Annotated in this window: 13 protein-coding genes and 1 tRNA gene; all 14 read left to right on the top strand. The window is 64.5% G+C overall.

The features are described 5' to 3' along the window. Window positions 1–121, top strand: a 121-nt coding sequence (locus NON22_RS10335; RefSeq protein ID WP_484600497.1) for an EF-Tu C-terminal domain-related protein, incomplete at its 5' end; no start/stop codon positions are given. Between the two features lie 102 nt (window positions 122–223). Then, window positions 224–299 (top strand) — tRNA-Trp (locus NON22_RS10330). Between the two features lie 70 nt (window positions 300–369). Continuing rightward, on the top strand, window positions 370–750 hold the full coding sequence (gene secE, locus NON22_RS10325; protein WP_257386850.1) for a preprotein translocase subunit SecE: 381 nt from the start codon (window positions 370–372) through the stop codon (window positions 748–750). An 11-nt stretch (window positions 751–761) separates the two neighbouring features. Next, complete coding sequence (gene nusG, locus NON22_RS10320) at window positions 762–1322, top strand: transcription termination/antitermination protein NusG (protein ID WP_257386849.1); 561 nt, start codon at window positions 762–764, stop codon at window positions 1320–1322. Window positions 1323–1451: 129 nt separating this feature from the next. Continuing rightward, a complete protein-coding gene (gene rplK / locus NON22_RS10315; RefSeq protein WP_255916829.1) occupies window positions 1452–1880 on the top strand; it encodes a 50S ribosomal protein L11 in 429 nt (142 codons plus the stop codon). A gap of 4 nt (window positions 1881–1884) precedes the next feature. Beyond that, window positions 1885–2586 carry a 50S ribosomal protein L1 gene (rplA, locus tag NON22_RS10310; protein ID WP_257386848.1) on the top strand — a complete coding sequence of 234 codons (702 nt, stop codon included), beginning with the start codon at window positions 1885–1887 and terminating at the stop codon, window positions 2584–2586. Window positions 2587–2911: 325 nt separating this feature from the next. Further along, a complete protein-coding gene (gene rplJ, locus NON22_RS10305) occupies window positions 2912–3436 on the top strand; it encodes a 50S ribosomal protein L10 (protein ID WP_257386847.1) in 525 nt (174 codons plus the stop codon). 60 nt (window positions 3437–3496) lie between these two features. Then, window positions 3497–3871 carry a 50S ribosomal protein L7/L12 gene (gene rplL / locus NON22_RS10300; RefSeq protein WP_257386846.1) on the top strand — a complete coding sequence of 125 codons (375 nt, stop codon included), beginning with the start codon at window positions 3497–3499 and terminating at the stop codon, window positions 3869–3871. A 198-nt stretch (window positions 3872–4069) separates the two neighbouring features. Beyond that, a complete protein-coding gene (rpoB, locus tag NON22_RS10295) occupies window positions 4070–8236 on the top strand; it encodes a DNA-directed RNA polymerase subunit beta (protein WP_257386845.1) in 4167 nt (1388 codons plus the stop codon). A 24-nt stretch (window positions 8237–8260) separates the two neighbouring features. Next, window positions 8261–12469: a DNA-directed RNA polymerase subunit beta' gene (rpoC, locus tag NON22_RS10290; protein ID WP_257386844.1), complete on the top strand. Its 4209-nt coding sequence runs from the start codon at window positions 8261–8263 to the stop codon at window positions 12467–12469. 186 nt (window positions 12470–12655) lie between these two features. Beyond that, window positions 12656–13030 (top strand): 30S ribosomal protein S12, encoded by a 375-nt coding sequence (gene rpsL / locus NON22_RS10285; protein ID WP_257386843.1) that lies wholly within the window; start codon window positions 12656–12658, stop codon window positions 13028–13030. A gap of 18 nt (window positions 13031–13048) precedes the next feature. Then, window positions 13049–13516: a 30S ribosomal protein S7 gene (gene rpsG, locus NON22_RS10280; protein ID WP_257386842.1), complete on the top strand. Its 468-nt coding sequence runs from the start codon at window positions 13049–13051 to the stop codon at window positions 13514–13516. 17 nt (window positions 13517–13533) lie between these two features. Continuing rightward, window positions 13534–15627, top strand: coding sequence for an elongation factor G (gene fusA / locus NON22_RS10275; protein WP_257386841.1), 2094 nt, complete (start codon window positions 13534–13536; stop codon window positions 15625–15627). A 39-nt stretch (window positions 15628–15666) separates the two neighbouring features. After that, on the top strand, window positions 15667–15793 hold a 127-nt coding region (locus NON22_RS10270; protein ID WP_049472805.1), incomplete at its 3' end, for a GTP-binding protein.

Genomic DNA, 15793 nt, shown 5'->3' with positions numbered 1-15793 from the left:
CAACATCAAAATGAAGGTCACGCTGATCGCGCCGATCGCGATGGAAGAAGGTCTGCGCTTCGCGATCCGCGAAGGCGGCCGCACCGTCGGCGCCGGCGTCGTCGCCAAGATCTTCAAGTAAGAAAACGGTCCTGCGCGGCTTGAAATCGCGCAGGACGGCCGAAACTGGCCTTGGCGGCGCAAGCCGCCATCGCCGTTTTCGGGTGGTGAGGGTTTACGCGGTACGCCAGTAGCTCAATTGGCAGAGCAGCGGTCTCCAAAACCGCAGGTTGGGGGTTCGAGTCCCTCCTGGCGTGCCATTGATTGCAGGTCCGGCGCAGGCACCGGGCGCAGATGCGCCACCGCCGGGGCCGCTTCGGCAGCAGGAACATGAACGCGAAAGTCGAACAAGCTTCCGGCACCAACGCCGCCGATATCGCCAAGCTCGCGCTGGCTGCCGTCATCCTGGTCGGCGGTATCGCGGGCTTCTATTATTTCTCGGGCGCCGCGCAAGTGCTGCGCGTGCTCGGCCTGCTCGTCGCCGTCGTCGCGGCCGCGTTCGTCGGCAGCCAGACCGGCCCGGGCCGCACGCTGCGCTTCTTCCTGCGCGAGTCGAGCATCGAGCTGCGCAAGGTCGTCTGGCCGACGCGCGAAGAAACCATCCGCACCACCGGCGTCATCGTCGTGGTCGTCATCATCATCAGCCTGATCCTCGGCCTGATCGACCTGATCCTCAAGGTCGTCGTCATGGATTGGCTGCTCAAGCTGTAAGGCGGACCGTCATGGCCAAGCGTTGGTATGTCGTTCATGCCTATTCCGGTTTCGAACACCAGGTCGCCAAGGGCCTGCGTGATCGCGTGACCCGCGCCGGCATGGAAGACAAGTTCGGCGAGATCCTCGTCCCGACCGAAGAAGTCATCGAGATGCGCGGCGGCCAGAAGCGCCGCAGCGAGCGCAAGTTCTTCCCGGGCTACGTGCTGGTCCAGATCGAGACCGACACCGAGAACAAGGCGCCGAAGATCGACGACGAATCCTGGCATCTGGTCAAGGAGACCTCGAAGGTCATGGGCTTCATCGGCGGCACCGCCGACCGTCCGCTGCCGATCAAGGACTCCGAGGCCGACGCGATCCTGCGCCGTGTGCAGGAAGGCGTGGAGAAGCCCAAGCCCAAGGTGCTGTTCGAGCCGGGCGAGATGGTCCGCGTCACCGAAGGCCCGTTCAACGACTTCAACGGCGTCGTCGAGGAAGTCAACTACGAGAAGAGCCGTCTGCGTGTGGCCGTGCTGATCTTCGGCCGCTCCACGCCGGTCGAGCTCGAGTTCGGCCAGGTCGAAAAGGCCTGAGGCCGCCACAGGCCGAGCGCCGCGACGGCTGCTCGCCCGCGACGGGATTCAACAACGTGAAGCCGGGGCACGTGATTCCCCCGGCGCGATGGGGAGCCTGAAACCCAGGCGCTATACCCGGAGAAGACAATGGCAAAGAAAGTAGTCGGCTATATCAAGCTGCAGGTGAAGGCCGGTCAGGCCAACCCCTCGCCGCCGGTCGGTCCTGCGCTGGGTCAGCGCGGCCTGAACATCATGGAATTCTGCAAGGCCTTCAATGCGGCCACGCAGAAGCTGGAACCGGGCCTGCCGATTCCGGTCGTGATCACGGCCTATTCGGACCGTTCGTTCACCTTCATCACCAAGACGCCGCCGGCTTCGATCCTGCTGAAGAAGGCCGCGGGCATCCAGTCGGGCTCCAAGCGTCCGAACACCGAGAAGGTCGGCAAGGTGACGCGCAAGCAGCTCGAAGAGATCGCCACCACGAAGATGCCGGACCTCACCGCCGCTGACCTCGAGGCCGCCGTGCGCACGATCGCCGGCAGCGCGCGCAGCATGGGCCTGAATACGGAGATCTAAGGCAATGGCAATCACCAAGCGTTTCAAAGCAATGCAAGGCCTGGTCGAGCCGGGCAAGGCCTATCCGGTCGAAGCCGCGCTGAAGATCCTCAAGGACAACGCCAAGGCGAAGTTCGTCGAGTCCGTCGACGTGGCCGTGCGCCTCGGCATCGACGCGAAGAAGTCGGACCAGGGCGTGCGCGGCTCCAGCCTGCTGCCGCACGGCACCGGCAAGACGATCCGCGTCGCCGTGTTCTGCCCGCCGGGCGAGAAAGCCGAGGCCGCCAAGGCCGCCGGCGCCGATGCGGTCGGCATGGACGACCTCGCCGAGAAGATGCAGGCCGGTGAGCTGAACTTCGGCCGCGTGATCGCGACGCCGGACGCGATGCGCGTCGTCGGCAAGCTCGGTCAGTTGCTGGGTCCGCGCGGCCTGATGCCGAACCCGAAGGACGGCTCGGTCACGGCCGACGTCGCCACCGCGGTCAAGAACGCGAAGGCGGGTCAGGTCAAGTTCCGCAACGACAAGGCCGGCATCATTCACGCGACGATCGGCAAGGCCAACTTCGAAGCCGACGCGCTGAAGGACAACCTGACGGCGCTGCTGGCCGACCTGCTGAAGGCCAAGCCGGCCGCGGCGAAGGGTCAGTACCTGCAGAAGGTGTCGCTGTCCACGACGATGGGCCTCGGCGTCATCGTCGACCAGTCGACCCTGGGCCTGAAGCAGTAATTCGCAAGTGCGGCGCACGAGCGCCGCGGAAGAAATTTTGAGGGCTCCCGGCCACGACGGCCGGGCGCCGTCAAAGACCGCAGGCGACCGTAGCGGTACGTCCGGGAGAGCAGGGAAGCGCAGCAATGCGACGGAAGCTCCCGGCCGCGACGCGAAGGTCTTAAACCACCGGCCTGCGTAGATGGTGCCGCCCGTAACAGGTTTTCCTGGAACGGCCACCAAAACGGTATCGCGAGATACCAGCGGATCCGCACGGAAGAGGGATCCGTTTCGCTGATGGATGCGGACGTACAGGAGTACGTCGCGATCCGGTTCGGAGAACGCAATGGCGCTCAATCTTGCGCAAAAGAAAGAGGTCGTTGCCGAACTGGCGAATGTGGCTTCCTCGGCTTATTCCCTGGTCGCCGCCGAGTATGCGGGTCTTACCGTCGGGCAGCTCACCGAGCTGCGCAAGAAGGCGCGTCAGTCCGGTGTGTATCTGAAAGTTGCCAAGAACACGCTGGTCGCGCGCGCAGTGGAAGGTACCGATTACGAGTGCGTCAAGGACTCGCTGACCGGTCCGCTGCTGTACGCCTTCTCGAAGGAAGATCCGGGTGCTGCCGGCCGTCTGATCAAGGATTTCGCCAAGGGCGCGGACAAGCTGAAACCTGCATTGGTCGCCATCGGCGGCAAGGCATACCCGGGCTCGCACGTCGACGTGCTCGCCTCGCTGCCGACCCGCGAACAGGCGCTCAGCATGTTCCTCAGCGTGCTCGTCCAGCCTGCCACCATGCTCGTCCGCCTGCTGTCGGAACCCGCGTCGCAGATCGCGCGCGTTACCAAGGCAGCCGGTGAGAAGCAGGCGGCTTGAGCCACACGCCAGCCGGTCACGAAATTCACACCTTAGCCGTTATTTCCAGGAGTTAAAACAATGTCTCTCTCCAACGAGCAGATCATCGAAGCGATCGCCGGCAAGACCCTCATCGAAGTGATGGAGCTGGTCAAGGCGATGGAAGAAAAGTTCGGCGTGTCCGCCGCTGCCCCGGTCGCCGCTGCGGCCCCGGCCGCTGCCGCTGCCGCTCCGGTCGAAGAAAAGACCGAGTTCACCGTCGTCCTGAAGGCCGCCGGCGAGAAGAAGGTCGAAGTCATCAAGGCTGTCCGCGCGATCACGGGCCTGGGCCTCAAGGAAGCCAAGGACCTCGTCGAATCCGCTCCGTCGACCGTCAAGGACGCCGTCAGCAAGGACGACTCGGCCAAGTTCAAGAAGGAACTGGAAGCTGCCGGCGCCACTGTCGAGATCAAGTAAGCGACGCGTTGCGTCGCCTGCTAGTCCAGGCACGACGAAAGCCTGGGGGCGTAAGCTCCCGGGCTTTCACTGTTGTTCGCAGGGCCGCGGACATCGGCAAGCGGTAAAGCCCCACTTACTGTTTGCCGATGCCCGTTTTCCCTTCCACGCCGCTGTTTCCGCAGCGGCGGTTTTGACGACCCGAGGCGGTACCCGACCATGACCTACTCGTTCACCCAGAAGAAGCGTATCCGCAAGGATTTCGGCAAGCGCCCCGTCGTGCTTGACGTGCCTTTCCTGCTCGCCATCCAGGTGGATTCCTACCGGGAATTCCTCCAGCTCGACGCCGGCGGCGTGACCGCCCGCGAAGACAAAGGCCTGCACGCGGCGCTGAAGTCGGTGTTTCCGATCACGAGCTATTCGGGCAATGCGGCCCTCGAATACGTCAGCTACCGCCTGGGCGAACCGCCGTTCGACGAGCGCGAATGCCGCCAGCGCGGAATGAGCTACGGCGCGCCGTTGCGCGTGACCGTGCGCCTGGTCATCTACGACCGTGAGAGCCCGGCCAACAACAAGGCGATCAAGTACGTCAAGGAGCAGGAAGTCTACATGGGCGAACTGCCGCTCATGACCGACACCGGCACCTTCATTGTCAACGGCACCGAGCGCGTCATCGTCTCGCAGCTGCACCGCTCGCCGGGTGTGTTCTTCGACCACGACCGCGGCAAGACGCACAGCTCGGGCAAGCTGCTGTTCTCCGCGCGCGTGATTCCGTACCGCGGTTCGTGGCTCGACTTCGAGTTCGATCCGAAGGACTGTCTGTTCACGCGTATCGACCGCCGCCGCAAGCTGCCGGTCACCGTGCTGCTGCGCGCGCTCGGCTACACCAACGCGGAAATGCTCGACCTGTTCTTCGAGAAGAACGTGTTCACCCTCGGCAAGCAGGGCGGCGCGGAACTCGAACTCGTCGCCGAGCGTCTGCGCGGCGAAACGCTGAACTTCGACCTGCGCGTCGGCGACCGCGTCGTCGTCGAGGCCGGCAAGCGCATCACCGCGCGCCATGTGCGCGAGCTGCAGAAGGAAAACATCAGCTCGCTCGAGGTGCCGGACGACTATCTGCTCGGCCGCATCGTCGCGCACGACGTCGTCGACACCAAGACCGGCGAGCTGCTCGCGCTGGCCAACGAAGAGCTCAACGAAACCCTGCTCGAGAAGTTCCGCAAGGGCGGCGTCGAGAAGATAGCGACCCTGTGGGTCAACGACCTCGACCGCGGTCCGTACATCTCCTCGACCCTGCGCATCGACTCGACCAAGACGCCGCTCGAGGCGCTGGTAGAAATCTACCGCATGATGCGTCCGGGCGAGCCGCCGACCAAGGAAGCCGCGCAGAACCTGTTCTTCAACCTGTTCTTCACCTTCGAGCGCTACGACCTCGATCGCGTCGGCCGCATGAAGTTCAACCGCCGCGTCGGCCGCAAGGACGACAACGGTCCGGGCATCCTGTACGACCACAAGTACCTGTCCGAGCGCAACGACGAGAACTCGAAGTCGCTGGTCAAGGAGCTCGGCCAGACGTCCGACATCCTCGACGTCATCCGTACGCTGTGCGAGATCCGCAACGGCCGCGGCGTCGTCGACGACATCGACCATCTCGGCAACCGCCGCGTGCGTTCGGTCGGCGAAATGGCCGAGAACGTGTTCCGCATCGGTCTCGTGCGCGTCGAGCGCGCGGTCAAGGAGCGCCTGTCGCTGGCCGAGTCCGAAGGCCTGACGCCGCAGGAGCTCATCAACGCCAAGCCGGTCGCGGCCGCGATCAAGGAGTTCTTCGGCTCCTCGCAGCTGTCGCAGTTCATGGACCAGAACAACCCGCTGTCGGAAGTCACGCACAAGCGCCGCGTCTCGGCCCTAGGTCCGGGCGGCCTGACGCGCGAGCGCGCCGGTTTCGAAGTCCGCGACGTGCATCCGACCCACTACGGCCGCGTCTGCACGATCGAGACGCCGGAAGGTCCGAACATCGGTCTGATCAACTCGCTGGCCGTCTACGCGCGCACCAACGACTACGGCTTCCTCGAGACGCCGTACCGCCGCGTGACCAACGGCAAGATCACGAACGAGGTCGACTACCTGTCGGCGATCGGCGAGGGCGAGTTCGTGATCGCCCAGGCCAACTCGCCGCTGACCGAGGAAGGCCGCTTCATCGACGAATACGTGGCCTGCCGCTACCGCGGCGAGTCCGAGCTGCGTCTGGCCAGCGACGTGCACTATATGGACGTCTCGCCGATGCAGACCGTGTCGGTCGCCGCGGCGCTCGTGCCGTTCCTCGAGCACGACGACGCGAACCGCGCGCTGATGGGCGCGAACATGCAGCGCCAGGCCGTTCCGACCCTGCGCGCCGAGAAGCCGCTGGTCGGCACCGGCATCGAGCGCGCCGTGGCGCGCGACTCGGGCGTGCTCGTGCTGGCCAAGCGCGGCGGCGTCATCGACCAGGTCGACGCGGGCCGCATCGTCGTGCGCGCGCACGAGTCCGAGGTCGGCGACAACGACGCCGGCGTCGACATCTACACCCTGACCAAGTACACGCGCTCGAACCAGAACACCTGCATGAACCAGCGTCCGCTGGTCAAGGTGGGCGACATCGTCGCGACCGGCGACGCGCTCGCCGACGGTCCGTCGACCGACATCGGCGAGCTCGCGCTCGGCCAGAACATGCTGATCGCGTTCATGCCCTGGAACGGCTACAACTTCGAAGACTCGATCCTGATCTCCGAGCGCGTCGTCGAGGAAGACCGCTACACGACGATCCACATCGAAGAGCTGACCTGCGTCGCGCGCGACACCAAGCTCGGTCCGGAAGAAATCACGGCCGACATCCCGAACGTAGGCGAGCAGGCGCTGTCGCGTCTGGACGAATCCGGCGTCGTCTACATCGGCGCCGAGGTCAAGGCCGGCGACATCCTCGTCGGCAAGGTCACGCCGAAGGGCGAGTCGCAGCTGACGCCGGAAGAGAAGCTGCTGCGCGCGATCTTCGGCGAGAAGGCCTCCGACGTTAAGGACAGCTCGCTGCGCGTGCCGCCGGGCATGGACGGCACGGTCATCGACGTGCAGGTCTTCACGCGCGACGGCATCGAGAAGGACAAGCGCGCGCGCCAGATCGAGGAAATGGAAGTCAAGCGCGTCAAGAAGGACTTCGACGACCAGTTCCGCATCCTCGAAGGCGCGATCTACGCGCGTCTGCGCGCGGCCCTCGTCGGCAAGGCGGCCAACCACGGCCCGAACGGCCTGAAGAAGGGCGCCGAGATCACGAACGAGTATCTCGACGAGCTCAAGAAGGACGAGTGGTTCAAGCTCAGCGTCAAGGACGACGACGCCGCCGAGTTCCTCGAGCGCGCGGCCGAGCAGATCCGCCGCCACCGCGAGGAGTTCGACCGCCGCTTCAAGGAGAAGCAGGCCAAGATCACCCAGGGCGACGACCTCGCGCCTGGCGTGCTCAAGATGGTCAAGGTCTACCTGGCCGTGAAGCGCCGCATCCAGCCGGGCGACAAGATGGCCGGCCGCCACGGCAACAAGGGTGTCGTGTCGATGATCGTGCCGGTCGAGGACATGCCGTTCTCGGCCGACGGTCGACCCATCGACATCGTGCTGAATCCGCTCGGCGTGCCGTCGCGTATGAACATCGGTCAGGTGCTCGAAGTGCATCTGGGCTGGGCCGCCAAGGGCCTGGGCCACCGCATCGAGGCGATGCTCGCGGCGAACGAGAAGGCCGGCGAGCTGCGCAAGTTCATCGACCAGATCTACAACCACGACAAGCAGAGCTACGGCAGGGATCGCGTCGAACTCGACCAGTTCAACGACGACGAGCTCAAGGTGCTGGCCAAGAACCTGTCCAAGGGCGTGCCGATGGCCACGCCGGTGTTCGACGGCGCGTTCGAGGAAGAGATCAAGCACATGCTGAAGCTGGCCGGTCTGCCCGAATCGGGCCAGACCATCCTGATCGACGGCCGCACGGGCGAACCGTTCGATCGTCCGGTCACGGTCGGCTACATGCACATGCTCAAGCTGAACCACCTCGTCGACGACAAGATGCACGCGCGTTCGACCGGCCCGTACTCGCTGGTCACGCAGCAGCCGCTCGGCGGCAAGGCGCAGTTCGGCGGCCAGCGCTTCGGCGAAATGGAAGTCTGGGCGCTCGAAGCCTACGGCGCGGCCTACACGCTGCAGGAAATGCTGACGGTCAAGTCCGACGACGTGCCGGGCCGCAACCAGATGTACAAGAACATCGTCGACGGCAACCACGAGATGGTGGCGGGCATGCCGGAGTCCTTCAACGTGCTCGTGAAGGAAATCCGCTCGCTCGGCATCAACATCGAACTCGAAGAGTCGAAGTAAGCGGCCGGATCGGGAGATTACGAAATGAAAGACTTGCTCAATCTGTTCAACCAGCAGCGTCAGACGCTGGACTTCGATTCGATCCGCATCGGCCTGGCCTCGCCGGACCTGATCCGCTCCTGGTCGTTCGGCGAAGTCAAGAAGCCCGAGACGATCAACTACCGCACGTTCAAGCCGGAACGCGACGGCCTGTTCTGCGCGGCGATCTTCGGTCCGATCAAGGACTACGAGTGCCTCTGCGGCAAGTACAAGCGCATGAAGCACCGCGGCGTGGTCTGCGAGAAGTGCGGCACCGAGGTCACCCTGGCCAAGGTGCGCCGCGAGCGCATGGGCCACATCGAGCTGGCTTCGCCGACCGCGCACATCTGGTTCCTGAAGTCGCTGCCGTCGCGCATCGGCCTCATGCTGGACATGACGCTGCGCGACATCGAGCGCATCCTGTACTTCGAAGCCTACGTCGTCGTCGAGCCGGGCCTGACCGCGCTCGAGCGCGGCCAGCTGCTGACCGAGGAACAGTACCTGCAGGCGGTCGAGGAGCACGGTGACGAGTTCGACGCGCGCATGGGCGCCGAGGCCGTCTACGAGCTGCTCAAGGCCATCGACCTGAACCAGGAGTTGATCAAGCTGCGCGAGGAAATCGCCAGCACGAACTCCGAGACCAAGCTCAAGCGCCTGTCCAAGCGCATCAAGCTCGTCGAGAGCTTCCTCGAGTCGGGCAACCGTCCGGAATGGATGGTCATGACCGTGCTGCCGGTGCTGCCGCCGGACCTGCGTCCGCTGGTGCCGCTGGACGGCGGCCGCTTCGCGACCTCCGACCTCAACGACCTGTACCGCCGCGTCATCAACCGCAACAACCGCCTGAAGCGCCTGCTCGAACTCAACGCGCCCGACATCATCGTGCGCAACGAAAAGCGCATGCTGCAGGAATCGGTCGACGCGCTGATGGACAACGGCCGCCGCGGTCGCGCGATCACCGGCACGAACAAACGCCCGCTGAAGTCGCTGGCCGACATGATCAAGGGCAAGCAGGGCCGCTTCCGCCAGAACCTGCTCGGCAAGCGCGTCGACTACTCGGGCCGTTCGGTCATCGTGGTCGGCCCGACCCTGCGCCTGCACCAGTGCGGTCTGCCCAAGAAGATGGCGCTGGAGCTGTTCAAGCCGTTCATCTTCTCCAAGCTGCAGCGCCGCGGCCTGGCCACCACGATCAAGGCGGCCAAGAAGCTCGTCGAGCGTGAAGAAGCGCAGGTCTGGGACATCCTCGAAGAGGTGATCCGCGAGCATCCGGTCATGCTCAACCGCGCGCCGACCCTGCACCGTCTCGGCATCCAGGCGTTCGAGCCGGTGCTGATTGAAGGCAAGGCGATCCAGCTGCATCCGCTGGTCTGTACCGCGTTCAACGCCGACTTCGACGGCGACCAGATGGCCGTGCACGTGCCGCTGTCGCTCGAAGCGCAGCTCGAAGCACGCGCGCTGATGATGTCGACGAACAACATCCTGTCCCCGGCCAACGGCGATCCGATCATCGTGCCGACCCAGGACGTCGTTCTCGGCCTGTACTACATGACGCGCGAGCTCGTGAATGCGAAGGGCGAGGGCATGGTCTTCGCCAACGTCGCCGAAGTGCACCGCGCCTACCAGAACCGTGCGGTCGAGCTGCACGCGAAGGTCAAGGTGCGCCTGAAGCTGACCGACCGCGACGACCAGACCGGCGAGATCATCGAGCGCGTCAGCATCGTCGACACGACCGTCGGCCGTGCGCTGCTGCACGAGATCATTCCGCCGGGCCTGTCGTTCTCGCTGGTCAACACCGAGCTGACCAAGAAGAACATCTCGCGCCTGATCAACGCCTGCTACCGCCGCCTGGGTCTGAAGGACACCGTCGTGTTCGCCGACCAGCTGATGTACACGGGCTTCCACTACGCGACGCGCGCGGGCATCTCGATCGGCATCGACGACATGAAGATCCCGGGCGAGAAGAAGGCCATTCTCGAGGTCGCCGAGAAGGAAGTCGTCGAGATCCAGGAGCAGTTCCAGTCGGGCCTCGTGACCGCCGGCGAACGCTATAACAAGGTCGTCGACATCTGGTCGCGCACGAACGAACAGGTGGCCCAGGCGATGATGCGCGGCATCGGCACCGAGAAGGTGCTCAATGCCAAGGGCGAGACGGTCGAGCAGAAGTCGATGAACTCGATCTACATCATGGCCGACTCCGGCGCGCGCGGTAGCGCGGCGCAGATCCGCCAGCTCGCCGGCATGCGCGGCCTCATGGCCAAGCCGGACGGCTCGATCATCGAGACGCCGATCAAGGCGAACTTCCGCGAAGGCCTCGACGTCCTGCAGTACTTCATCTCGACCCACGGCGCGCGCAAAGGTCTGGCCGACACGGCGCTGAAGACGGCGAACTCGGGTTACCTGACGCGCCGTCTGGTCGACGTCGCCCAGGACATGGTCGTCACGAGCACCGACTGCGAGACCTACGAAGGCCTGACCATGACCGCGATCGTCGAAGGCGGCGACGTGGTCGAGCCGCTGCGCGACCGCGTGCTGGGCCGCGTCGTGGCCGAGGACGTCTATGCGCCGGGCAACGACGATCAGCCGATCGTCACGCGCAACACGCTGCTCGACGAAGCGCTGGTCGACAAGATGGACCAGGCCGGCGTGCAGTCGATCAAGGTGCGCTCGCCGATCACCTGCGAAACGCGCTTCGGCGTCTGCGCCAAGTGCTACGGCCGCGACCTCGCGCGCGGCCATCTCGTCAACCAGGGCGAGGCTGTCGGCGTCATCGCGGCCCAGTCCATCGGCGAGCCCGGCACGCAGCTGACCATGCGTACGTTCCACATCGGCGGCGCGGCTTCCCGTGCGGCTGCGGTCGACAACGTGCAGGTCAAGACCACCGGTGCGCTGCGCTTCAACAATCTCAAGACCGTGCAGCACTCCCAGGGCCACCTGGTCGCGGTGTCGCGTTCGGGCGAAGTGTCGGTGCTCGACACCCACGGCCGCGAGCGCGAGCGCTACAAGGTGCCCTACGGCGCGACGATCTCGGTCAAGGATGGCGCGCCGGTCAAGGCCGGCCAGGTCGTCGCGAACTGGGATCCGCATACCCATCCGATCGTCTCGGAGGTCGCCGGCGTGCTGCGCTTCATCGACTTCATCGACGGCGTGACCGTGCAGGCGCAGACCGACGAGCTGACCGGCCTGGAAAGCGCGGTCGTCACCGATCCGAAGCGCCGCGGCACGCAGGCCAAGGATCTGCGACCGACCGTGCGCATCGAGGACAAGAAGGGCAAGGAGCTCAAGCTGCCCGGCACGGACATCCCGGCGCAGTACTATCTGCCGGCCGGCGCGATCGTGTCGCTGCAGGACGGCGTGGAAGTCGGCGTCGGCGACGTGGTCGCGCGTATCCCGCAGGAAACGTCGAAGACCCGCGACATCACCGGCGGTCTGCCGCGCGTGGCCGACCTGTTCGAAGCGCGCAAGCCCAAGGAGCCGGCAATCCTCGCCGAGCGCTCGGGCATCATCAGCTTCGGCAAGGACACCAAGGGCAAGCAGCGTCTGATCATCAAGGACGTCGACGGCAACGAGCACGAGGAACTGATTCCGAAGTGGCGTCACGTCATCGTGTTCGAAGGCGAGCACGTGGAGAAGGGCGAGACCGTCGTCGACGGCGAACCCAATCCGCACGACATCCTGCGTCTGCTCGGCGTCGAGCCGCTGGCGGCCTACCTGGTCAAGGAAATCCAGGACGTCTACCGCCTGCAGGGCGTGCGCATCAACGACAAGCACATCGAAACGATCATTCGCCAGATGCTGCGCAAGGTCGAGATCACGGTCGCCGGCGACACGCGCTTCCTGCGCGGCGAGCAGGTCGACCGCATCCGCATGATCGAGGAGAACCGCCGGGCCGATGCGCGCGGCGAGCTGCCGGCGCAGTACGATCCGGTCCTGCTGGGCATCACCAAGGCCTCGCTCGCGACCGAGTCGTTCATCTCGGCGGCCTCGTTCCAGGAAACCACCCGCGTCCTCACGGAAGCGGCGGTCCGCGGCACGCGCGACACCTTGCGTGGCCTGAAGGAGAATGTTATCGTCGGCCGTCTTATTCCGGCCGGTACCGGCTTGGCTTACCACACCACACGTCGCCGCCTCGCGGCCGGTGGTCTGTCGGATTCGGATATCGAAACCCTGCGCGGTGGCGTGACCGAGTTCGTGGCCGATTCCGCCGACGACAACGGCTAAGTGCCGGCGCCCTTGCGGCGCAATAAACGACATCGAAATGAGGCACAGGATGTGCCTCGTGTTCGAAATACACGGATGTGAAGGCGGGGCGTCTTGTTGACGCCCTTGTCAACCGCTTGTTAAACTCTTGCGTCTTGGCAGGTCGATTTCTTTCGACCTGTTTTTTGTTTCCTAAGGCATCCACGAATGGCGACTATCAACCAGCTGGTGCGTAAACCGCGTAGCCCGAAGACTTACAAGAGCGCCTCGCCGGCCCTCCAAGAGTGCCCGCAGCGTCGCGGCGTCTGCACCCGCGTATACACGACCACCCCGAAGAAGCCGAACTCGGCTCTGCGCAAGGTGGCCAAGGTTCGTCTGACCAACAGCTACGAAGTCATCAGCTACATCGGCGGCGAAGGTCACAACCTGCAGGAACACTCGGTGGTCCTGATCCGCGGCGGCCGTGTCAAAGACCTGCCGGGCGTGCGCTACCACACGGTGCGTGGCTCGCTCGACGCCGCCGGCGTCGCGAAGCGCCGCCAGGGTCGTTCGAAGTACGGCGCCAAGCGCCCGAAGTCCTGATTAGAGAAGGCCTGAATCATGTCGCGTAAAGGTTCCGCCCCCACCCGCGTGCTGCTGTCCGATCCGAAGCACAACAGCCAGCTGATCGCCCGCTTCATCAACATGGTGATGAAGAGCGGTAAGAAGTCGGTCGCCGAAGGCATCGTCTACGGCGCGCTCGATCATATCGGCCAGAAGAACGCTGACTCGCTCGCTCTGGTCGAAAAGGCGCTCAACAACGTCGCGCCGGCCGTCGAAGTGAAGTCGCGCCGCGTCGGTGGCGCCACCTACCAGGTTCCGGTCGAAGTCCGTTCGGCTCGCCGCACTGCGCTGGCCATGCGCTGGGTCATCGACGCCGCGCGCAAGCGCAGCGAGAACTCGATGCCGCGCAAGCTCGCCGCCGAGCTGCTTGAAGCTGCCGAGAACCGCGGTTCCGCGGTCAAGAAGCGCGAAGAAACGCATCGTATGGCGGAAGCCAACAAGGCGTTCTCGCACTATCGCTGGTAAGAGTTGAGGGAACGACTGTGGCCCGTACTACCCCCATCGAGCGTTACCGCAACTTCGGCATCATGGCTCACATCGATGCCGGCAAGACGACGACGACCGAACGCATCCTTTTCTACACCGGCGTCAACCACAAGATCGGCGAAGTGCACGAAGGTGCTGCGACGATGGACTGGATGGAGCAGGAGCAAGAACGCGGCATCACGATCACGTCGGCCGCGACGACCTGCTTCTGGAAGGGCATGGACATGTCCTTCCCGGAGCACCGCTTCAACATCATCGACACCCCGGGACACGTCGACTTCACGATCGAAGTCGAGCGTTCACTGCGCGTGCTCGACGGCGCCGTGTTCGTGCTCTGCGCGGTCGGCGGCGTGCAGCCGCAGTCGGAAACCGTCTGGCGCCAGGCCAACAAGTACGGCGTGCCGCGTCTTGCGTTCGTCAACAAGATGGACCGCACCGGCGCCGACTTCGGCAAGGTCGTCTCGCAGCTGAAGGCTCGCCTCGGCGCCAACCCGGTGCCGATGCAGATGCCGATCGGCGCGGAAGAGAATTTCGAGGGCGTGGTCGACCTCATCAAGATGAAGGCGATCTACTGGGATCCGGAAGCCCAGGGCACGAAGTTCGAGTACCGCGACATCCCGGCGAACCTCGTGAAGGATTGCGAGACTGCTCGCAGCTTCATGGTCGAGGCCGCTGCCGAGACGTCCGAAGAGCTCATGAACAAGTACCTCGAAGAGGGGGAGCTCTCGGAAGAGGAAATCATGACGGGCATCCGCGCCGGCACCTTGGCGACGAGCCTCATCCCGGTATTCTGCGGCACGGCCTTCAAGAACAAGGGCGTGCAGGCGATGCTCGACGCGGTCATCCGCTACCTGCCGGCCCCGTCAGATCGTCCGCCGGTCAAGGGCATCGACGAGAACGAGAAGGAAGCGACGCGCGCGGCCGGTGACAACGAGCCGTTCTCGGCGCTCGCGTTCAAGATCATGACCGACCCGTTCGTCGGTTCGCTGTCGTTCTTCCGCGTCTACTCGGGCACGTTGAACTCCGGCGACACCGTGTACAACCCGGTCAAGAGCAAGAAGGAACGCGTCGGCCGCATCCTGCAGATGCACGCGAACCAGCGCGACGAAATCAAGGAAGTCCGCGCCGGCGACATCGCCGCGGCGGTCGGCCTGAAGGACGTCACGACCGGCGATACGCTGTGCGCCCCGGGCGACGTGATCACCCTGGAACGCATGGTCTTCCCGGAGCCCGTCATCGCGATGGCGGTCGAGCCGAAGACCAAGTCGGACCAGGAAAAGATGGGACTGGCGCTGTCGCGTCTCGCCCAGGAAGATCCGTCGCTGCGCGTGCGCACCGACGAGGAATCGGGCCAGACCATCATCGCCGGCATGGGCGAGCTGCACCTCGAAATCATCGTCGACCGCATGAAGCGCGAGTTCAACGTCGAGGCCAACGTCGGCAAGCCGCAGGTTGCGTATCGCGAAACGATCCGCAAGGCGGTCAAGCAGGACGGCAAGTTCGTGCGTCAGTCGGGCGGTAAGGGCCAGTACGGCCACGTCGTGCTCGAGATCGAACCGCAGGAACGCGGCGTCGGCTATCTGTTCGAGAACGCGACGGTCGGCGGTTCGGTGCCGAAGGAATACGTGCCGGCAGTCGACAAGGGCATTCGCGAAGCGATGCAAAACGGCATCCTCGCAGGCTTCCCCGTGGTCGACATCAAGGTCCGCCTGGTCGACGGTTCGTACCATGAAGTCGACTCGAACGAAATGGCGTTCAAGATCGCCGGTTCGATGGGCTTCAAGGAAGGCTTCCAGAAGGCCAACCCGGTGCTGCTCGAGCCGATCATGAAGGTCGAGGTCGTCACGCCGGAAGACTACATGGGCGACGTCATGGGCGATCTGTCCCGCCGTCGCGGCATCCTGCAGGGTTCCGATGACAGCCCGTCGGGCAAGGTCATCAACGCGCTGGTGCCGCTGGGCGAAATGTTCGGCTACGCCACGTCGATGCGCTCCATGTCTCAGGGCCGCGCCACGTTCACCATGGAATTCGATCACTACGCCGAAGCGCCGAATAACATCGCCGAACAGGTGATGAAGAAGGCCAGCTGAGTCATCGTCACCGCTATTCACTGTTTGAGGTTTTGAGTCATGGCTAAGGGTAAATTCGAGCGCACCAAGCCGCACGTCAACGTCGGCACGATCGGTCACGTGGACCACGGGAAGACGACGCTGACGGCAGCGCTGACGAAGATCGGCGCCGAGCGATTCGGTGGCG

It is taken from the genome of Tahibacter caeni, from assembly GCF_024609805.1.
Classification (GTDB): Bacteria; Pseudomonadota; Gammaproteobacteria; order Xanthomonadales; family Rhodanobacteraceae; genus Tahibacter; species Tahibacter caeni.
Note: the sequence above shows the minus strand (reverse complement) of the source record. Positions and strands in the feature narration are given on the sequence as shown.